17 protein-coding genes, 1 tRNA gene and 1 riboswitch are annotated in these 18,970 nt (G+C 67.3%); of the genes, 15 read left to right on the plus strand and 3 right to left on the minus strand.

Going from position 1 to position 18,970, the window contains the following annotated elements; translation table 11 throughout:
• Positions 1 to 2: 2 nt before the first annotated feature.
• A riboswitch (cobalamin riboswitch) is annotated at positions 3 to 207 on the plus strand.
• Positions 208 to 246: 39 nt separating this feature from the next.
• Genes EJ068_RS03435 through EJ068_RS03465 form a run of 7 tightly spaced genes read left to right on the plus strand, consistent with a single transcriptional unit; the run spans position 247 to position 9,145 of the window.
• Positions 247 to 672 carry a DUF1636 family protein gene (locus EJ068_RS03435; RefSeq protein ID WP_127386313.1) on the plus strand — a complete coding sequence of 142 codons (426 nt, stop codon included), beginning with the start codon at positions 247 to 249 and terminating at the stop codon, positions 670 to 672.
• A 2-nt stretch (positions 673 to 674) separates the two neighbouring features.
• Positions 675 to 1,712: a cobalamin biosynthesis protein CobW gene (cobW, locus tag EJ068_RS03440; RefSeq protein ID WP_127253900.1), complete on the plus strand. Its 1,038-nt coding sequence runs from the start codon at positions 675 to 677 to the stop codon at positions 1,710 to 1,712.
• Positions 1,713 to 1,729: 17 nt separating this feature from the next.
• On the plus strand, positions 1,730 to 5,494 hold the full coding sequence (locus EJ068_RS03445; protein WP_128298151.1) for a cobaltochelatase subunit CobN: 3,765 nt from the start codon (positions 1,730 to 1,732) through the stop codon (positions 5,492 to 5,494).
• Positions 5,491 to 6,990: a precorrin-3B synthase gene (cobG, locus tag EJ068_RS03450; protein ID WP_129554471.1), complete on the plus strand. Its 1,500-nt coding sequence runs from the start codon at positions 5,491 to 5,493 to the stop codon at positions 6,988 to 6,990. The genes EJ068_RS03445 and cobG overlap by 4 nt, the downstream gene beginning before the upstream one ends.
• Entirely contained in the window at positions 6,991 to 7,623 is a 633-nt protein-coding gene (locus EJ068_RS03455) for a precorrin-8X methylmutase (RefSeq protein WP_127253818.1), read from the plus strand. It begins immediately after the preceding gene.
• Positions 7,620 to 8,384 (plus strand): precorrin-2 C(20)-methyltransferase, encoded by a 765-nt coding sequence (locus EJ068_RS03460; RefSeq protein WP_127386500.1) that lies wholly within the window; start codon positions 7,620 to 7,622, stop codon positions 8,382 to 8,384. The genes EJ068_RS03455 and EJ068_RS03460 overlap by 4 nt, the downstream gene beginning before the upstream one ends.
• Positions 8,381 to 9,145: a precorrin-3B C(17)-methyltransferase gene (locus EJ068_RS03465; RefSeq protein WP_127386501.1), complete on the plus strand. Its 765-nt coding sequence runs from the start codon at positions 8,381 to 8,383 to the stop codon at positions 9,143 to 9,145. Before EJ068_RS03460 ends, EJ068_RS03465 begins: the two co-directional genes overlap by 4 nt.
• Here EJ068_RS03465 and EJ068_RS03470 read toward each other — a convergent pair.
• Positions 9,109 to 9,873, minus strand: a complete 765-nt coding sequence (locus tag EJ068_RS03470) for a cobalt-precorrin-6A reductase (RefSeq protein WP_127253408.1) — start codon at positions 9,871 to 9,873, stop codon at positions 9,109 to 9,111. The genes EJ068_RS03465 and EJ068_RS03470 overlap by 37 nt on opposite strands.
• A gap of 154 nt (positions 9,874 to 10,027) precedes the next feature.
• Between EJ068_RS03470 and cbiE the strand changes: the two genes are divergently transcribed.
• From cbiE to cobT, 7 genes are read left to right on the plus strand one after another with little or no spacing between them, the layout of a single operon-like run.
• Complete coding sequence (gene cbiE / locus EJ068_RS03475; protein WP_127253401.1) at positions 10,028 to 11,257, plus strand: precorrin-6y C5,15-methyltransferase (decarboxylating) subunit CbiE; 1,230 nt, start codon at positions 10,028 to 10,030, stop codon at positions 11,255 to 11,257.
• Positions 11,254 to 11,640: a cobalamin biosynthesis protein gene (locus tag EJ068_RS03480; protein ID WP_127253402.1), complete on the plus strand. Its 387-nt coding sequence runs from the start codon at positions 11,254 to 11,256 to the stop codon at positions 11,638 to 11,640. The genes cbiE and EJ068_RS03480 overlap by 4 nt, the downstream gene beginning before the upstream one ends.
• Positions 11,637 to 12,401: a precorrin-4 C(11)-methyltransferase gene (cobM, locus tag EJ068_RS03485; protein WP_127253403.1), complete on the plus strand. Its 765-nt coding sequence runs from the start codon at positions 11,637 to 11,639 to the stop codon at positions 12,399 to 12,401. Before EJ068_RS03480 ends, cobM begins: the two co-directional genes overlap by 4 nt.
• A 14-nt stretch (positions 12,402 to 12,415) precedes the next feature.
• Complete coding sequence (gene cobA, locus EJ068_RS03490; RefSeq protein WP_127253404.1) at positions 12,416 to 13,213, plus strand: uroporphyrinogen-III C-methyltransferase; 798 nt, start codon at positions 12,416 to 12,418, stop codon at positions 13,211 to 13,213.
• On the plus strand, positions 13,210 to 14,526 hold the full coding sequence (locus EJ068_RS03495; RefSeq protein ID WP_127253405.1) for a cobyrinate a,c-diamide synthase: 1,317 nt from the start codon (positions 13,210 to 13,212) through the stop codon (positions 14,524 to 14,526). The genes cobA and EJ068_RS03495 overlap by 4 nt, the downstream gene beginning before the upstream one ends.
• A complete protein-coding gene (cobS, locus tag EJ068_RS03500) occupies positions 14,523 to 15,290 on the plus strand; it encodes an adenosylcobinamide-GDP ribazoletransferase (RefSeq protein WP_127253406.1) in 768 nt (255 codons plus the stop codon). The genes EJ068_RS03495 and cobS overlap by 4 nt, the downstream gene beginning before the upstream one ends.
• A gap of 23 nt (positions 15,291 to 15,313) precedes the next feature.
• Positions 15,314 to 16,339: a nicotinate-nucleotide--dimethylbenzimidazole phosphoribosyltransferase gene (cobT, locus tag EJ068_RS03505; RefSeq protein WP_127253407.1), complete on the plus strand. Its 1,026-nt coding sequence runs from the start codon at positions 15,314 to 15,316 to the stop codon at positions 16,337 to 16,339.
• A 126-nt stretch (positions 16,340 to 16,465) separates the two neighbouring features.
• Here cobT and EJ068_RS03510 read toward each other — a convergent pair.
• Together EJ068_RS03510 and EJ068_RS03515 are read right to left on the minus strand one after the other, a co-directional pair.
• Positions 16,466 to 16,541 (minus strand) — tRNA-Lys (locus EJ068_RS03510).
• Between the two features lie 105 nt (positions 16,542 to 16,646).
• Positions 16,647 to 17,549 carry a PhzF family phenazine biosynthesis protein gene (locus EJ068_RS03515; RefSeq protein WP_128315405.1) on the minus strand — a complete coding sequence of 301 codons (903 nt, stop codon included), beginning with the start codon at positions 17,547 to 17,549 and terminating at the stop codon, positions 16,647 to 16,649.
• Positions 17,550 to 17,681: 132 nt separating this feature from the next.
• Here EJ068_RS03515 and EJ068_RS03520 point away from each other — a divergent pair, with 132 nt between their 5' ends.
• Positions 17,682 to 18,968: an efflux RND transporter periplasmic adaptor subunit gene (locus EJ068_RS03520; RefSeq protein ID WP_127253805.1), complete on the plus strand. Its 1,287-nt coding sequence runs from the start codon at positions 17,682 to 17,684 to the stop codon at positions 18,966 to 18,968.
• Positions 18,969 to 18,970 lie beyond the last annotated feature (2 nt).

Raw genomic sequence — 18,970 nt, forward strand, 5'->3', positions numbered from 1 at the left:
GCCTAAATCCTGACCCAGACGGTCTTCTCCCGGCAAAGGGAGGAGCCAAGAGGGAATGCGGTGCGGGCCAAAAGCCCAAATCCGCGGCTGTCCCCGCAACTGTGAGCGACGAGCCCCGGCCGAAAACCACTGGGATGTTCCCGGGAAGGCGGCATCTGAGGCGACGACCCGCGAGCCAGGAGACCTGCCGTCTGAGACTTTAAGTATCCGAATGCCCGGCGGGTTTTCCGGGCAAGGAGCCTGGTTTTGGATCGCAACGGCAGTTTCCCGGCAAACATCGCGGACATTTCGTCCGAGCCCGACGCGTCAGACGGCGTGACCGTCATCGTCTGCTCATCCTGCCGCGACGAGACCGGCTCGGACGCGCATCCGCGCGCCGGCGCGCTGCTGGCCGAAGACACGCGCCGCGCCGTATCGGGCGAGAACATCCGCATCCGCACCGTCGAATGCCTTGGCAACTGCAAGCGTCGGCTGAGCGCCGCGCTGTTGCGCGACGGCTGCTGGAGCTACGTCTTCGGCGATCTGGAAACGACCAGCGGCGCCGACCTCGTCGCCGGCGCAAAGCTCTTCGCCACTTCGACCGACGGCCTGATCCCCTGGCGCGGCCGGCCTGATTCCCTCAAACGCGGCCTGGTTGCCCGCATCCCTCCCCTCGACATGCTGAAGGACTGACCATGAACGCTTCCGTTTTCCGCGTGCCCTGCACCGTCGTCACCGGCTTCCTCGGCGCCGGCAAGACGACGCTGATCCGCAACCTGCTCGAGAACGCCAAGGGCAAGCGGCTGGCAATCATCGTCAACGAGTTCGGCGATGTCGGCATCGACGGCGAGATCCTGAAGGGCTGCGGCGTCGACACCTGCCCGGAGGAAAACATCGTCGAGCTCGCCAATGGCTGCATCTGCTGCACCGTCGCCGACGACTTCGTGCCGGCGCTCGACCAGATCCTGTCTCGCACGCCGAAGGTCGACCACATCCTGATCGAGACCTCCGGCCTCGCTCTGCCGAAGCCGCTTGTGCAGGCTTTTCAGTGGCCGACGGTGAAGAGCCGCGTGACGGTTGACGGCGTCGTTGCCGTGGTCGACGGCCCGGCGCTGGCCGACGGCCGAGTTGCCTCCGACATGGATGCGCTGCAGGCGCAGCGCGCCGCCGACGACTCGCTCGACCATGACGACCCGGTCGAGGAGGTGTTCGAGGACCAGATTGCCTGCGCCGACCTGATCATCCTGTCGAAGAGCGACCTGATGGATGCGGCGGGCTCTGAGCGCGCCAACGCCGTCATCGGCGAGCATGTGGCGCGCGCCGTGAAAATCGTGCCGACCGCGCAGGGCAAGGTCGATCCTTCGGTACTGCTCGGCCTCGGCCTCGCCGTCGAGGACGACATTGAGAACCGCAAGACCCATCACGACGACGAGCTCGACCACGAGCATGACGATTTCGATTCCTTCGTCATCGACATCCCGTCGATTGCCAATCCGGACGAGTTGGCAAAGCGCGTCGCCCTTGCCGCAGAGCAGGAAAATGTGTTGCGCGTCAAAGGCTTCGTCGAGGTCGGCGGCAAGCCGATGCGGCTTCTGCTCCAGGCCGTCGGCCCGCGCGTCAACCATTATTACGACCGCGCTTGGACAGCCGAAGACGAACGCCGCTCGCGGCTTGTCGTCATCGGCCTCAAGGGGCTGAACCGCCCGGCGATCGAGCGTATCCTCGCCGGCTGAGGGAAATCCGGACTGCGATGCATATCCTCGCCACAACATCCGCTTCGCTCGACGATCTCGCCGAGCCGATCGACCTCAGGCAGACGCCTGCGGATGTCGTGGCGCTGTCCTTCACCGACAGCGACCTCGCCGGCCTGGCCGCTGCTTGGAAGGCCGATGCCGCGCGGCTGCCCTCGATGCGGCTGGCGGCTCTTCGCGATCTTCGCCACCCGATGTCGGTCGATCTCTGGATCGACAGTGTCGCCCGCCACGCCAGGGTCGTCCTCGTCCGCATCCTCGGCGGCTATGACTGGTGGCGCTATGGTTGCGACCAGCTCGCCGCGGTGGCGCGCGAGCGCGGCATCAAGCTCGCGCTACTGCCCGGCGAAAGTCATGACGAGGACCAGCGCCTGATCCAAGGCTCGACCCTGCCGCGTGCGGAGCTGGACGCCCTGCTCGGCTATTTCCGCGAAGGCGGGCCGGCCAATATGAGCGCACTGGTGCGGAGGCTGGCGCGGCTTGCGGGAGCGGATGCGGCGGTTGCCGAGCCGGTCGGCGTGCCGAAGGCTGGGTTTTATCAGCCGGGAGTTGGTGTCGTTGAGAAGCCGGACTTTTCAGAGGTCGGCGATCCTTCGCTCCCCTCTCTGTCCTGCCGGACATCTCCCCCTCAAGGGGGGAGATCAGCCGTCGTCGACCCTGGCGCGTTTTCTTCAAGGGCGTCAAAAGAGCCATCTGCAACGTCTGCGATTGGCGAAACCAACGACGACAGCTCAATCTCCCCCCTTGAGGGGGAGATGTCCGGCAGGACAGAGAGGGGGGCGACGGAACTCGACGCTGGTAAGCTCAGCCCGATTGTCCCCATCCTCTTCTACCGCTCGATGCTGCTGGCGGCAGACGTAGCACCGATCGACGCTCTCGCGGAGGCGTTGAAGCTACAAGGCCTGACGCCCGTGCCGATCTTCGTCTCCAGCCTGAAAGACCCGGCGTCGCTCGCCTTCGTCGAAACCGCCCTCGCCTCGCTGCACCCCGCCGCCATCATTACCGCCACCGCGTTCGCATCCGGGGCGGAGCCCGGCGCCGAGACCCTGTTCGACCGCGCCGGCGTGCCGATCTTCCAGGTCATCGTCGCCACGACGCGCCGCGAGGTCTGGGAAAACAACCAGCGTGGCCTGGCGCCCGCCGATCTTGCCATGCATGTCGTCCTGCCCGAGCTCGACGGCCGCATCCTGGCCGGCGCCATCTCCTTCAAGGGCGAGATCGAGGCCGATCCGGCACTGGCCTTTCGCGCCTTTGCCAACCGGCCGGAAATGGCACGCGTGGCGCAGGTCGCCAAGCGGATCGCGGCGTTTATCCGCCTGCAGAGGACCAAGCGGGCCGAGCGCAAGCTGGCGATCCTGATCCCCGACTATCCGAGCGCGCCAGGGCGGACCGGCTATGCGGTCGGGCTTGATGTGCCCTCCAGTGTGCTTGCGATGCTGCATGACCTGAAGGAACAGGGCTATGCGGTTGAAGGGATTCCGCAATCGCCGCGGGCGTTGTTGGATGCGCTGGAGGTGGGTGGCCACGGGTTAAGTTCAAAAGACTACCTGCGCTTGTCCGCTGAACTGCCGGAAGGCGCGCGTGATGCAGTCAGGGCTGCCTGGGGCAACGCGGAAGACCAGATAGGGCTGCGCGAGGCCCCCCTCTCTGTCCTGCCGGACATCTCCCCCTCAGGGGGGGAGATTGGCAGCTCCGCCGCCGGCTCTCCCCTTGCTAGGCCGAAAATTGGCGAAAGCCGAGCGCAAAAAATAATCTCCCCCCTTGAGGGGGAGATGTCCGGCAGGACAGAGAAGGGGGCGACGGAACGCCTGCCTTTGAAGGCTGCCGCCCCGCAACACTTCCGTTTCCGCGCCGCCACCTTCGGCAACATCACCGTGGCACTGGCCCCCGACCGGGGTCGCTCGGCCGACCGCCGCGCTGACTACCACGACCCAACCCTGCCTCCCCGCCACGAGCTGATCGCCTTCGGGCTCTGGCTGCAGAAATCGCTCGGCGTCCACGCCATCGTCCATGTCGGCGCGCATGGCACGCTGGAATGGCTGCCGGGCAAGACGGTCGCGCTCTCCGACACCTGTTTCCCCGAGATCGTCACCGGCTCGCTGCCGGTCATCTATGCCTTCATCGTCTCCAATCCCGGCGAAGCGGCGCAGGCCAAGCGCCGCATTTCCGCCGTCACGCTGGGCCATCTGCCCCCGCCCTTGACCGGCGCCGGCCTCGACGAGGCCCAACAGAGGCTGGAACGGCTGGTAGACGAATATGCCCAGGCCGATGGGCTCGACCGCCGCCGCCGCGACCGACTTGCAAAGCTGATCGTCGAGACGGCGCGGAAGACCGGGCTTGCCTCGGAAGCCGGCATCGCCAAGACCGATCAACCCGACGAAGCGCTGCGCCGCATCGATGCCTGGCTCTGCGACCTCAAGGATTTCGCCGTCAAGGACGGGCTGCATGTCTATGGCCGCGCGCCGGAGGATGAAGCCGATCCGCTGCGCCGGCAAAGCGCGGCGGTCGAAAAAACTAACCTGCTCGCCGCGCTCGACGGCCGCCACATCAAGGCCGGCCCTGCCGGTGTGCCGGCGCGGGGCCGCTCCGATGTGCTCCCCACCGGCCGCAACCTCTTCACCTCCGATCCGCGCACCATGCCGACGCCGACCGCCTATGATCTCGGCCAGGCGGCGGCTGAGGAAGTGGTGCGCAGCTACATGCAGAGCCATGGCGACTGGCCGCGCTCGCTGGTCATCGACCTCTGGGGCTCGGCCTCGCTGCGCACCGGCGGCGAGGAGATCGCGCAAGGCCTGGCGCTGATGGGCTGCCGGCCGCAATGGGATGCCGCCACCGGCCGCGTCACCGGCATCGAGGTGCTGCCGCCGGGCGCGCTCGGCCGCCCGCGCGTAGACGTCACCTGGCGCATCTCCGGGCTGTTCCGCGACATGTTCCCGACACAGATCGCGCTTATCGACGCCGCCGCCAATGCCGTCGCCGGCCGCGACGAGGACGATACGGAGAACCCGCTCGCCGCCGCGACACGCGCTCATGGCAAGATCGCCCCGCGCATCTTTGGCACGTCGCCCGGCACCTATGGCGCCGGCGTCGAGGATTTGCTGTCGCGCTGCGAATGGGGCGTGCGCGAGGAGATCGGCCGGGCCTATCTGGAGGCCACCTCGCACGCCTACGGCGGCGCCGACGGCGAGGCGATTGCGGCGCCCGGCGCCTTCGAGGGCCGCGTCGCCGAGGCCGACCTGCTCGTTCACACCGGCGACGATCCGGGCCGCGATATCCTCGAAGGCTCGGCCGATGTCGCCTTCATCGGCGGCTTTTCGGCGGCGCTTGCCGCGCTTGGCCGCAACGCCGACGTTATTGTGCTCGACACCACCGACCCGCAGAAGCCGAAGCCGCGCTCGGTCGGCGAAGCGGTTTCGCGCGTGGTGCGGGCCCGCGCCGTCAACCCGCGCTTCATCGCCGGCCAGATGCGCCACGGCCCGCGCGGCGCCTCGGAATTCGCCGAAACAGTCGACCGCCTGGTCGGCTTCGCCGAAACCACCCATGCCATTTCCGGCGCGCTGATCGAGGCCGTCTACAACGCCTATGTCAGCGATCCGGACGTTCGCGCCTTCCTGCTGCGCGAGAACCCGGCGGCGGCGAAAGTTATCGCCGAGCGCTTTCTCGCTGCCCGGCGGCGAGGCCTCTGGCATCCGCTCAGGAATTCCATCGACGACGATCTCGCTGCCTTGATCGCCGAAGCCGAAACAAACGAGGTGGCGGCATGAACGCCTTTTCGCGCCGCGGCGCCTGCCCTGCTCTCAGCGCGCCGATGCAGACTGGCGATGGGCTTTTGGTGCGGCTCAATCCAGTCACTGGAGGACTTGCGCCAAACTTGCTGATCCGATTAGGCGAATCCGCTCTGCGCCACGGCAACGGCATCATGGAAGTGACCGCGCGCGGCAGCCTGCAGATCCGCGGACTGAGCGCGGAAAGCGCCCGGATGCTGGCGGCTGAGGTGGATGCGCTTGGTATTGCGGTGCGCAGCGGCGTGCCCGTCGAGACGGGGCCGCTGGCGGGGATCGATCCGCAGGAGATTGCTGACCCGCGTCCGCTGGCGGAGCGGCTCAGGGCGGCGATCGAAGAAGCTGGGCTGACGGCAAGGCTGGGGCCGAAGGTATCGGTGGTTGTCGATGGCGGAGGACAGCTTACGATGGACGCTGTGGGGGCCGATGTAAGGCTTGAGGCGGTGCGGGCTGATGCGGGCATCCACTGGAGCGTGTCGGTTGCCGGAGATGGTCGGACTGCGAAGCTTCTGTCGACAGTTGATGCTGATGCGGCGCGCGACATTGCTGTGACGGCACTCCTGATGGTTGCTGAGAAAGGCCGTGAGGCGCATACCCGCGATCTCTCGGACAGACAGCTCAATTCGCTCGCAAGTTGGCACTCCGTCGCCCCCCTCTCTGTCCTGCCGGACATCTCCCCCTCAGGGGGGGAGATTGGCAGCTTTGCCGACGGCTCCCTCTCTGCAGCGAACCCGCACGTCTTCACGTCTGCGATTGGCGAAAGCCGCGGTGGCAAGGCAATCTCCCCCCTTGAGGGGGAGATGTCCGGCAGGACAGAGAGGGGGGCGACGGAACGCCAGCCGGCGGGAAGTCCCATCGACACCTTCAGTCTTCCGGGAGGCCACGCCCTCGGCATCGCCCTCCCCTACGGCAGCATGCCCGCTCAAAACCTCATCGACCTGGCAACACAAGCCACTAACCTCGGCGCCACCGAAATCCGCCTCGCCCCTGGCCGCGCCCTGCTTGTCCTCGGCCTCTCTCCGTCCGCCTGCACCTCGCTGCACGCCTCCGCCGCCACCCTCGGCTTCGTCACGTCCGCCACCGACCCCCGCACCCACATTGCCGCCTGCCCAGGCACGCCGGCCTGCGCCTCCGGCCGCATTGCCACCCGCGCCATCGCCGAGACGATCGCAAGAGAAAGCGCCGAACTCCTCGACACCTCGCTAACCCTCCATATTTCCGGCTGTGCCAAGGGCTGCGCGCATCCCGGCGCGGCGACACTCACCTTGGTCGGCGACGAAAACGGAGCCGGACTTGTCGTGAACGGGACGGCAAAGGCCCTTCCTGCCGGATACAGGCCGGGCTATGACGCCGGCCGCGGCATCGTCGGCATCCTTGCCGCGCTGCGGGCGCAAAGACACCAGGGCGAGACCGCCGCCGCTTGCCTCACAAGGCTTGGCGCCGCCAGCATCGCCGAACTCTATCGACGGAACCAGTGAATGGCCGCCTACGACTATATCCACGACGGCAACGCGATCTATGAGCGCTCTTTCGCCATCATCCGCGCCGAGGCGGACCTGTCGCGCTTCTCGGAAGCCGAAGCCGATGTCGCGATCCGCATGATCCATGCCTGCGGCCAGGTCGAAGCCGCCAGCCATTTTGTCTTCTCCAACGATTTCGTCACCGCCGCTCGCGCGGCCCTGGCCGCCGGCGCGCCGATCTTCTGCGATGCAGAGATGGTGGCGCATGGCGTCACCCGCGCCCGGCTGCCGGCCGGCAACGAGGTAATCTGCACGCTGCGCGACCCGCGCACGCATGACATCGCCAGAGAAATCGGCAACACCCGCTCAGCGGCGGCGATCGACCTCTGGGGCGAGCGCATGGCCGGCTCGGTCGTCGCCATCGGCAATGCGCCGACCGCGCTCTTCTATCTTTTGGAAAAACTGCGCGACGGCGCGCCAAAGCCGGCCGCGATCATCGGCATGCCGGTCGGCTTCGTCGGTGCCGCAGAATCGAAAGATGCGCTGGCCGAAAACGCCTACGGCGTGCCCTACGCCATTGTGCGCGGCAGGCTGGGCGGCAGCGCCATGACCGCCGCCGCGCTCAATTCATTGGCGAGGCCAGGCCTGTGAACGCGCCTGTTAAAGAAGGTTTGGCAAAAGGCCGTCTGGTCGGCGTCGGCACCGGCCCCGGCGACCCCGAGCTGCTGACGCTGAAGGCCGCGCGCGCGCTGGCCGAGGCCGATGTCGTCGCCTATTTCGCCAAGCGCGGCAACAACAGCAATGCGCGCGCGATCGTCGAGGCGCGTTTCCGGCCCGACATGGTCGAGCTGCCGCTGCTCTATCCGGTGACGACGGAAATCGACAAGGATCACGACGACTATCGCGCGCAGATCGCCGATTTCTACGAGCAGTCGGCCGAACAGGTCGCCGAGCATCTCGGCGCCGGCAGGATGGTGGCGGTGCTGTCGGAGGGCGATCCGCTCTTCTACGGCTCCTACATGCATCTGCATGTTCGCCTGGCGCATCGCTTCCCAACCGAGGTCATCCCCGGCATCACCGCCATGTCCGGCTGCTGGTCGGCCACAGACCTGCCGATCGTTCAGGGCGACGACGTGCTGACAGTGCTGCCGGGCACGATGAGCGAGTTCGAGCTGACCCGTCGCCTCGCCGATACCGATGCGGCCGTCATCATGAAGGTCGGCCGCAACCTGCCGAAGATCAGGCGCGCGCTGGAGGCGACCGGCAAGCTGGCGAGGGCCGTCTATGTCGAGCGCGGCACTATGCCGGGCAGCGTCTCGATGCGACTCGCGGAGAAGCCCGACGACAAGGCGCCCTATTTCGCCATCGTGCTGGTCGCCGGCTGGTCGGCCCGCCCAGGGGCAAAGCCATGAGCGGCCGCCTTACCGTTATCGGTCTCGGCCCCGGCAATGCCGACCAGGTCACGCCACAGGCTGCCAATGCCGTCGCCAAGGCTTCCTTCTTCTATGGCTACAAGCCCTATCTCGACCGGCTCGAGCTGCGGCCGGATCAGACCCCCATCGCCTCCGACAATCGCGAGGAGCTCGCCCGTTCCAACGAGGCGCTGGCCAAGGCGGCCGAGGGCCATAACGTCGCCGTCGTTTCCGGCGGCGACCCCGGCGTCTTCGCCATGGCTGCGGCCGTTTGCGAGGCGATCGAGGCCGGTCCCGACGAATGGCGCGCCATCGACCTCGCTGTCGTTCCCGGCGTCACCGCCATGCTTGCCGTCGCGGCCCGCATCGGCGCGCCGCTCGGCCACGATTTCTGCGCCATCTCGCTTTCCGACAATCTGAAGCCGTGGGAGCTGATCGAGCTACGCCTGCTGGCGGCTGCCGGAGCCGGCTTCGTCATCGCGCTCTACAACCCGATCAGCAGGGCCCGCCCCTGGCAGCTCGGCCGAGCCTTCGAGTGCCTGAAGGCGATCCTGCCCGGCACCACGCCGGTGATCTTCGGCCGCGCCGCCGGCCGGCCGGACGAGCGTATCGAGGTGTTTTTGCTGGCGGACGCCGATGCGGCAAAAGCCGACATGTCGACCTGCATCATCATCGGCTCGCCCGAGACTCGCATCATCAGGCGCGGCGATAAGCCGGCGCTGGTCTACACGCCGCGTTCGGCAACGGGCGCGAAAAGATGATCGACTTTGGCCGCCAGCGCATCGACGGTTTCGGCCGAGGGCACGTCAGGCAGAGGCGGCCGACGGATCATGACCACTTCGATGCCGAGCGCCCGCGCGGCGGCGATCTTGCCATAGGTCGCCTCGCCGCCGCTGTTCTTGGAGACGACGGCATCGATCCCGTATTTTTCGAGCAGCGCTCGCTCATCCGCTTCCGGAAACGGTCCGCGCGCCAGCAGATAGAGCGCATCGGGTACGGCCAGCTGCGGCTCGACCGGGTCGACGCTGCGGATCAGGTAACAGTGCTGGGGCGCGGCCTCGAAGACGCCTGCCTCCTGCCGGCCGATCGCCAGGAAAACGCGGCGCGGCGCCCGGCCGAGTGCCCTCGCCGCCTCGGCAGCACTGTCGACCAGCGTCCAGTGATCGCCCGCGACCGGCTCCCAGCCAGGGCGCCGCAAGGCCAGGATCGGCACGCCGGATTGCCGCGCCGCTTCAGCGGCGTTGGCCGAGATCCGGGCGGCGTATGGATGCGTGGCGTCGATCAGCAGATCGACCTTTTCCTGGCGAAGATAGGCGGCGAGCCCTGCCGCACCGCCAAAACCGCCGACACGCACCGGCACGCCTTGCGCGACCGGACTTTCGGTGCGGCCGGCGAGCGACAGCGTGACCGAGAAATCCGCGCGACGAGCCAGCTTCCCGGCCAGTTGCCGGGCTTCCGTCGTTCCGCCGAGGATCAGAATGTTCTTCATGGGCACCATGATGCGCAGCGCCTGCGCTGCCCCTCACCCTTACCCTCTCCCCGTAAGGACGGGGAGAGGGGATCGCCAGCGTTGCAGCCAGCTCCCTTCTCCCCGTCACTATACGGGGAGAAGGTGCCGGCAGGCGGATGAGGGGCGGCGCGACGTGTCAAAAAACAAGCAGCCAACGCAAAAATGGCTCACCATCGTTGGCATCGGCGAGGACGGTGTAGCGGGTCTCGGCGACGAGGCCAAGCAGCGCATCGCGCAGGCGGAATTCGTCTTCGGCGGCAAGCGGCATCTCGCCCTCGTCTCGTCCGTGGCCAAGGGCGAAACCCGCTCATGGCCGACGCCCTTCGATGCCGAAATGCGCGACGTGCTGGCGCTCGCAGGCAAGGACGTCTGCGTGCTCGCGTCCGGCGACCCGTTCTTTCACGGCGTCGGCGTCACGCTGGCGCGCAGGGTAAAGCCGGATGAGATGCTCGTTCTCCCGGCGCCGTCGTCTTTATCGCTGGCCGCCTCCCGTCTCGGCTGGGCGCTGCAGGACGTCGAGACCATCTCACTGCATGGCCAATCGATCGACCTGATCCGGCCCCTGCTCCACCCCGGTGCGCGCCTTCTTGCCCTGACATCGGACGCAGACGGTCCGGCGGCCATCGCCGGACTGCTCGACGAACTCGGCTTCGGCCCGTCGCGGCTGACGGTCCTCGAAGCGCTCGGTGGTCCCGACGAAACGCTACGCGCCTCCCGCGCCGATGCCTTCGATCTCAAAAACATCAACCCGCTCAACGTGCTGGCGCTTGAAATTGCATCGACGCCGGATGCGCGCATCCTGCCTTTGACCATCGGCCTCGCCGACCATCTGTTCGAGCATGACGGCCAGATTACCAAGCGCGAGATCCGCGCCATCACGCTTTCAGCGCTGGCGCCGCGGCGCGGCGAGCTGCTGTGGGACATCGGCGCCGGCTCCGGCTCGATCGGCATCGAATGGATGATGGCGCATCCGTCGCTGCGCGCAATCGCCATCGAATCCAACGGCGAACGCGCCGCCCGCATCGCCCGCAACGCCACGCATTGCGGCGTGCCCGGCCTTGTCGTGGTCGAAGGATCGGCGCCCAAGGCATTCGCCAAGCTCGAAACGCCGGACGCGATCTTCGTCGGCGGCGGCGGCAGCGATGACGGCGTGCTGGAGAAGGCAATAAAGGCGCTGCGTCCCGGCGGCCGGCTCGTCGCTAACGCGGTGACGCTGGAGATGGAAGCCCTGCTGCTCGACCAGTACAACAGGCGCGGCGGCGACCTTACCCGGATCGCGCTTTCCCGCGCGGCGCCGGTCGGCTCGATGCAGGCCTGGCGTCCGGCCATGCCTGTCACGCAGTGGAGCTGGATCAAGCCATGATGGTCGCGGGCATAGGCAGCCGCAAAGGCGTGAGCGTCGAAGAAGTATTGGCGGCGATCGAGACCGCGCTTGAAGCGCATGGCCTCGCGATGACGGCGCTTTCGGCGCTGGCGACCGCCCCGCTCAAAAAGGATGAGGCGGCGATTTCCGCCGCAGGCCGCGCGCTCAACCTGCCGGTGGTCATTGCCGATGACCGGGTCCTGCAGCTGGCCTCGTCACGCACCCGCAGCCGTTGCGATCTCTCGCAGAGCCGCGCCGGCACGCCGTCGGTTTCGGAAGCGTCCGCTCTCGCCGTTGCCGGGGCCGGCGCAAGATTGCTCGGGCCTCGCACCGTGCTTGGCCCGGTCACCTGCGCCATCGCCATCAGCGGAGACGCGCCATGACGGTCCATTTCATCGGCGCCGGCCCTGGCGCGGCCGATCTCATCACGCTGCGCGGCGCGCGGCTGTTGGCCCGTTGCCCGGTCTGCCTCCATGCCGGCTCGATCGTCGCGCCGGAACTGCTCGCGCATTGCGCGCCCGGCACGAGACTGGTCGATACCGCGCCGATGTCGCTCGACGAGATCGAGGCCGAATATGTCGCCGCGCACAAGGCCGGCCAGGATGTCGCGCGCCTGCATTCCGGCGACCTCTCGGTGTGGAGCGCGGTGGCCGAACAGATCAGGCGGCTGGAAAAGCACGGCATCCCCTACACGCTGACCCCAGGCGTGCCCTCTTTCGCGGCAGCAGCGGCAGCACTTCGCCGCGAGCTGACCATTCCCGAGCTCGCGCAAAGCTTGGTGCTGACGCGCGTTTCGGGCCGCGCCTCGAAGATGCCGCCGGGCGAGACGCTGGCCGGTTTTGGCCGCACCGGCGCCACGCTTGCCATCCATCTTGCCATCCACGCCATCGACCGCGTCGTCGCGGATTTGACTCCGCTCTACGGCGCGGAGTGTCCGGTCGCGGTCGTCTTCCGCGCTTCCTGGCCGGACGAGCGCATCCTGACCGGCACGCTCGGCACCATCGAAGCGCAGCTGGCGGAAAACCCGATGGAGCGCACGGCGATCATCTTCGTCGGCAGCGCGCTCGCAGCGCAGGATTTCGGCGAAAGCTCACTCTACGACGCCCACTACCAGCGGCGTTTTCGCGGACGGGACGGATTGTGAACGGCAGCGCCAACATGAACGGACGGGCTACGGTTGAACAGGCGCTGGCGCGGCTGAAGTTCAAACCGCGCGAACTGGAGCCCGGCCATGTCTGGCTGGCCGGCGCCGGCCCCGGCGATCCCGGCTGCCTGACGCTTGAGGTGCTGGCGGCGCTCGGGCAATGCGACGCACTCGTCTATGACGCGCTGGTCTCGCCCGACATCGTGGCGGTCGCCCAGGGCGCCGAACTCTACTACGCCGGAAAGCGCGGCGGCCAGCCTTCGATGAAGCAGGACGACATCAACGCCCTTCTCGTGCGGCTGGCGCGCGAGGGCCGCCGCGTCGTGCGGCTCAAGGGCGGCGATCCCTATATTTTCGGCCGTGGCGGCGAAGAGGCCTTGGCGTTGGCGGGCGAGAAAATCCCGTTCCGGGTGCTTTCCGGCCTGACCTCCGGTCTCAGCGCGCTGGCCGCCACAGGCATCCCCGCCACCATGCGCGGCATCAACAAGGCCGTCATTCTGGCGACCGGCCACGCCGCCGGCACGGATGACGACATCGACTGGGTGGCGATCGCCCGCACCGGACAGCCGGTCGTCGTCTATATGGGCATGGCCAATTTGCCGGTGATCGCGGCAAAGCTGCTCGACGGCGGCCTCGCGCCCTCGACCCCAGCCGCCGTGATTGTCGCAGCAACCACGCCGCAGGAGCGCATTGTCGTCGCCACGCTCGCCACCATCGCCGAAGAGGCCGCGGCCGCCGGGCTCGCCTCCCCGGCGCTGATCGTGGTCGGCGGCATCGTCGCGATGCGCGCGGCACTGGCAGGTGATTTGTGACCGCCCGCGCGATCATCATCGGCGCGCCGCGCTCCGGCTCGGGCAAGACCAGCGTCACCATCGGCCTGTTGCGCGCGCTCGCCCGGCGCGGCCTGAAAGTGCGCGGCGCGAAATCCGGACCGGACTATATCGATCCCGGCTTCCACACCGCCGCCACCGGCCTCACCGGCGTCAACCTCGACAGCTGGGCGATGTCGCCTGCCCTGCTCAACGCGCTGGCGGCCCAAGCCGCGGACGACGCCGAATATGTCATCCTCGAAAGCGCCATGGGCCTGTTCGACGGCATCCCTGCGCCGGAGGGCCGCACAGGCTCCGCCGCCGATCTCGCCAGGCTCTACGGCCTGCCGGTGCTTCTGGTGCTCGACGTCTCCGGACAGTCGACCACGGCGGCGGCGGTGGCCAAGGGTTTTGCCACTTACGATCCGGATGTGCGCATGGCCGGCGTCGTGCTCAACCGGCTAGGCAGCGAACGCCATCGGCGGCTGTCGGGCGACGCCATCGAGGCGATCGGCCTGCCCGTGGTCGGCGCCATACTGCGCGATCCGACGCTGAACCTGCCGGAGCGGCATCTCGGCCTCGTTCAGGCCGGCGAATACCAGAACCTGATGGCGCATCTCGACCGGCTGGCCGACATGGTCGAAAAGTTGCTCGACATCGACGCCATCTTGGCGTTGGCGAAACCGCTCGAACCAGCGGCCGGCGACTTCGGTGACGCGCTCCAACCTCCCGGGCAACGCATCGCGCTGGCGGAGGACGCCGCCTTCACCTTCCTCTATCCCCATGTCGCCACGCATTGGCGCAAGACAGGCGCCGCGATCGTGCCTTTCTCGCCGCTTGCCGACGAATCGCCGGCTGAGGACTGCGATGTCTGCTGGCTGCCCGGCGGCTATCCCGAGCTCCATGCCGGCAAGCTCGCGGCTGCGACGAACTTCCAGGCCGGAATGGCGCGCTTTGCGGCGACGAAGCCGATTCATGGCGAGTGCGGCGGCTTCATGGTGCTGGGCGAAGGGCTGGAAGACGCGGAGGGGACAAGCCACAGGATGCTCGGCCTGCTTGGCCATTCGACCAGCTTCGCCAGGCGCAAGATGAATCTTGGCTACCGCGAGGCGCGCCTGCGCGCCGCCTGCCCGTTGGGGCCGGCGGGCACGCTGATCCGCGGACACGAATTCCACTATGCGCAGATGACGGCCACCGGCAATGACGAGCCCTTGGCCGACCTTGCCGACGGCCAGGGCAACCCGCTCGGCGCTTCCGGCTACCGGCGCGGCCATGTCAGCGGCACCTTCTTTCATGCTATTGCGAGGAGCGCATGAGCGGCCCTTCCGCACCCCGGCAAGTGCTTGACGATATCGGCCTCAGCCTCGTCTTCTTTACCCGGCTGAGATTGCCCTCGAGCGATTTCGGCGGCCGCAGCCTGGCCGACGCGATCTGGGCGGCGCCCTTCGCCGGTCTTGCGGTAGCGATCATCGGCGCGCTTGTCTACGCCATCGCCTACAGTCTGGGTCTTGCCAGCGGCCCGGCCGCTGCGTTGACGCTCGCCGCGACGATGCTCGCCACCGGCTGCTTGCATGAGGATGGGCTTTCCGACATCGCTGACGGCTTTTGGGGCGGCAGGACGCGCGACAGGAAGCTGGAGATCATGCGCGACAGCCGCATCGGCGCCTATGGCGCGGCCGCGCTTGGGCTGTCGCTGCTTGTCCGCTGGAGCGCGCTGTCCGAACTCGCCGGTCCCGGCCACATCTTTCTGGCGCTGCTCGCCGCGCACGCCGCTTCGCGCGGGCTTTTCGGCGCCTTCATGCATCTTCTGCCGCCGGCCCGCAGCGACGGTCTGTCGGCGAATGCGGGCTTTGTCGCAAGCCAGACCGCCGCCATCGGCGCTGCGCTCGGCGCCGTGGCGCTGCTGGCGCTCGGCCCCGGCGGCGCCATCGCGGCGCTGATCCTGCTCGGCCTGGTCTTCGCGGGCTTCCGCGCGCTTTGCCTCGCCCAGATCGGCGGCCAGACCGGCGACACGATCGGCGCGCTGCAGCAGCTTGGCGAGATCGCCGTTCTTCTCGTCGCTTCCGTCTGCCTTTCCTGATTCTGTTTCGGAGACCTTGCCCCATGTCCCCCCAACCAGCCTCGTTCAAATCGCTCGAAGACCTTCGCGCCGCCTGCCTCGATCTTCCGACTGGCAGCGACACCGCCGCCGGAGCCGTCGCCCGCCGCCAGGACACTCTGACCAAGCCGCCGGGCAGCCTTGGCAGGCTGGAAACGATCGCCGCGTGGCTCGGCCGCTGGCAGGGCCGCGACATGCCCAAGCTCGATCATGTGAAGGTTTTCGTCTTTGCCGGCAATCACGGTGTCACCGCGCAAGGCGTCTCGGCCTATCCGTCGGAAGTGACGGTACAGATGGTGGCGAACTTCGCCGGCGGTGGTGCGGCCATCAACCAGCTGGCCCGCATCGCCGGCGCCAAGCTGGACGTCATCCCGCTCGATCTCGACCATTCGACCGGCGATTTCACGCAGGTCCCTGCGATGGACGAGCAGGCCTTCCTCGCCGCCGTCTCCGCCGGCTACGACGCAGTAACGAGTGACCTCGATCTCGTCTGCTTCGGCGAGATGGGCATCGGCAATACCACCCCGGCGGCCGCGATCTCGACCGCCCTTTTCGGCGGCAGCGCGGAGAAATGGACCGGGCGCGGCACCGGCGTCGACGATGCCGGCATGAAGCGCAAAGTGGTGGCGATCGAAGCGGGCCTGAAGCGTCACGCCGATTCGCTCTCCGACCCTTTGAAGATCGCTGCCGCCCTTGGCGGGCGCGAGCTGGCGGCCATCTTCGGCGCCACGCTCGCCGCGCGCAAGAACAACGTGCCGGTGCTGCTCGACGGTTTTGTGTGCACCGCCGCCGCCGCTCCGCTCGCAAGGCTGCATCCAACTGGCCTCGCCCATACCATCGCCGCCCATGTCTCGGCGGAAGCCGGCCACCGCCGCCTGCTCGAAGCGCTCGGCCTGCCGCCGCTGCTCGATCTCGGCATGCGGCTCGGCGAAGGCTCAGGCGCCTGCCTCGCCGTCAACATCGTGCGCTCGGCGCTGGAATGCCATGCCAGGATGGCGAGTTTTGCCGAGGCGGGTGTTTCGGAGAAGTAGGTTGCAATCAAATGGCGGGTTGCCCTTCCGGGGCAGCCCGTCAGCGAGGCAAAAAAGCAGTCGCCAACAGCCCCGAACAGCCGATCGACTTGGCCAGCGGGACTTCCATCTCATCAAAGGGAATTTTGGTGGGTGTGCACAGGATCGAACTGTGGACCCGCTGATTAAGAGTCAGCTGCTCTACCAACTGAGCTACACACCCACACCGCCGGGAAAACCAGCGTCGGCGGCGCATATAGCCGCCGCTTTCGGGGATGTCTAGCCCTGCCGGATCATTTCCCGACAAATCGCCGAATTGCCGCACCCGTCACACAAAAAGCTTGCCTTCCGCGACCTTGACGGCATGGCCGCCGATGCGCGCGGAGGCCAGTTTTCCGCCATCGACATTGAGTTCCAGCCGGATGCGCGAGGGCCGGCCCATCTCCAGTCCCTGCTCGATCCAGAGCTGCGAGATGCCGTCGGTCGGGGTGTCGAAATGCATGATGGCGCCGGCAAAGGCCGCGGCCGCCGAACCGGTCGCCGGATCTTCGTAGGACGGGGTGCCCGGAACGATCATGCGGACGTGGAAGGCGCTGTCATGATGCACTGTCTCTCGGCAATAGACGTATGGACTGGCGAAAGCCCATTCGCTCTTGCGGGGCGCCAATTCCGACCACGCCTGGTTGTCGAGCCTGATCTTGGCCGCCTCCTCCAATCCGGCAACGGGAACGGTCACGTAAGGCACGCCGGCCGACCAGAAGGCGACGCGGTGATTCTCGAAGCCGATCTCGTGCGGGGCAAGGCCGAGCGCGGCGCCGATCGCTTCCGGATCGGCCTTGAGCGCCAAGGCTTCCGGCAGTTTCGCCAGGTCGAACTCGGCGAAAGTCGAGCCGTCATGCTTGCTCACCGCGCAACGCACCGGCCCGATATTCTCCTCCAAGACGAATATCCCGGCCTCCTCCTCGGCGAGTTCGGCCAGCGCGATCGCCGATCCGACCGTCGGATGGCCCGCGAAAGGCATCTCATAGTCGGGCGTGAAGATGCGGATGCGCTTGCGATGCTTTGGATTGTCTGGCGGCAGCACAAACACCGTCTCGGAAAGATTGAACTCGCGCGCGATCGCCTGCATGCCGGCAGTGTCGAACCCATCGCTGTCGAGCACCACCGCAAGCGGATTTCCGGCCAGCCTTTCGGTGGTAAACACATCGTAAAGCAAGTAATTGCGCGCCATGGAGAAAACCTTTCGCCTCGCCCCGAATTTCTGCCCCAATCCCAACATGAGGGAAATTTAACTTGAAATTCGAACCTCAAAGCCTGATCTGTGCACGGACAGTGACATCGATTTCCAGCATAGGGGTCCGGGGTGGACCAGGTTGTCAATCCGCCAAAGGCGGAATCCGGTACTTCCATAGAGGCCGCGCTCGGCCTCGACCGCAAGGGCGCAAGCCGCAAGCGTCGCCGTCCCTGGCTTTACGCCCTGCTGGCGATAGCGGTCGCTGCGGTCGGCATTGCCCTTTATCAATGGTACGCCGCGGCGCCCCCCAGGATTGAATACACCACCGTGCCGGCGGCGACCGCGGACCTCACCGTCGAAGTATCCGCCACCGGCACGCTGCAGCCGCTCACCCAAGTCGACATCTCCAGCGAGCTTTCCGGCATCGTTCGCTCGGTCTCCGCGGTTGAAAACCAGCAGGTCAAGAAGGGCGGCGTGCTGGCGACACTCGATACCGCCAAGCTGGAGGTCCAGATCGAGCGCGCCACCGCCTCCGCCAAGGCGGCAGCAGCAAGCGTCGAGGACGCCAAGGTGACCCTGCAGGAAAACGAGAACGCGGTGGTCCGCGCGAGCGCGCTCACCAAGCGCGGCATGGCGACGGACCAGTCGCTCGAAGCGGCAACCGCGACGCGCGACCGGTCGAAGGCGGCGCTCGACAGCGCCGAAGCCAATCTCGCCATCGCCCAGGCCGACCTCAAGGCGCAGCAGACAGACCTGGCGAAAAGCACCATCTATGCGCCGATCGACGGCATCGTGCTCACGCGCTCGGTCGATCCCGGCCAAACGGTCGCGTCCTCGCTGCAGGCGCCGGTGCTGTTCGTCATCGCCGCCGACCTGAGGAACATGGAATTGCGGGCGGCGGTCGACGAGGCCGACATCGGCCAGGTCAAACCCGGCCAGCATGCCCGCTTCACTGTCGACGCTTTCCCGGACCGCCCGTTCGACGCCGAGATCCGCGACATCTCCTACGCCTCGGTCACCACTGATGGCGTCGTCACCTACAACGCGCGGCTCGAGGTCAATAATGGCGAGCTTCTGCTCAGGCCCGGCATGACGGCGACGGTTTCGGTCGTCACAAGGCGGGCCAAGGGCGTGCTTACCGTTCCCTCGACGGCCTTCCGCTATCGCCCGATGCAGCAGCAGGCGCGCAGCTGGAGCCTGAGCGATCTCTTCACCGGCCGCATGGGCCGTCCCAATCGGCAGCGCGAGCCGACCAAGGCGCCGACCGACGGCTCGCGTACGCTCTATGTGCTGGAGAACGGCCGGCCGCATCCGGTCAACGTCAGGATCGGCTCGACCGATGGTGAGCTGACCGAGATCACCTCCGGCCTCGATGAGGGCGCGCAAGTCATCACCGGCGCGCAGCAGCGGAGCTGACG

This window comes from Mesorhizobium sp. M2A.F.Ca.ET.043.02.1.1, from assembly GCF_003952405.1.
GTDB lineage: Bacteria > Pseudomonadota > Alphaproteobacteria > Rhizobiales > Rhizobiaceae > Mesorhizobium.

Bases quoted from the DNA above. Each gene is read 5' to 3' on its own strand.
- cobW (WP_127253900.1), top strand. From the start codon at position 675: ATGAACGCTTCCGTTTTCCGCGTGCCCTGCACCGTCGTCACCGGCTTC.
- EJ068_RS03445 (WP_128298151.1), top strand. From the start codon at position 1,730: ATGCATATCCTCGCCACAACATCCGCTTCGCTCGACGATCTCGCCGAG.
- EJ068_RS03465 (WP_127386501.1), top strand. From the start codon at position 8,381: ATGAGCGGCCGCCTTACCGTTATCGGTCTCGGCCCCGGCAATGCCGAC.
- cobG (WP_129554471.1), top strand. From the start codon at position 5,491: ATGAACGCCTTTTCGCGCCGCGGCGCCTGCCCTGCTCTCAGCGCGCCG.
- cobA (WP_127253404.1), top strand. From the start codon at position 12,416: ATGAACGGACGGGCTACGGTTGAACAGGCGCTGGCGCGGCTGAAGTTC.
- EJ068_RS03470 (WP_127253408.1), bottom strand. From the start codon at position 9,873: ATGAAGAACATTCTGATCCTCGGCGGAACGACGGAAGCCCGGCAACTG.
- cobS (WP_127253406.1), top strand. From the start codon at position 14,523: ATGAGCGGCCCTTCCGCACCCCGGCAAGTGCTTGACGATATCGGCCTC.
- EJ068_RS03515 (WP_128315405.1), bottom strand. From the start codon at position 17,549: ATGGCGCGCAATTACTTGCTTTACGATGTGTTTACCACCGAAAGGCTG.
- cobM (WP_127253403.1), top strand. From the start codon at position 11,637: ATGACGGTCCATTTCATCGGCGCCGGCCCTGGCGCGGCCGATCTCATC.
- EJ068_RS03455 (WP_127253818.1), top strand. From the start codon at position 6,991: ATGGCCGCCTACGACTATATCCACGACGGCAACGCGATCTATGAGCGC.
- cobT (WP_127253407.1), top strand. From the start codon at position 15,314: ATGTCCCCCCAACCAGCCTCGTTCAAATCGCTCGAAGACCTTCGCGCC.
- EJ068_RS03480 (WP_127253402.1), top strand. From the start codon at position 11,254: ATGATGGTCGCGGGCATAGGCAGCCGCAAAGGCGTGAGCGTCGAAGAA.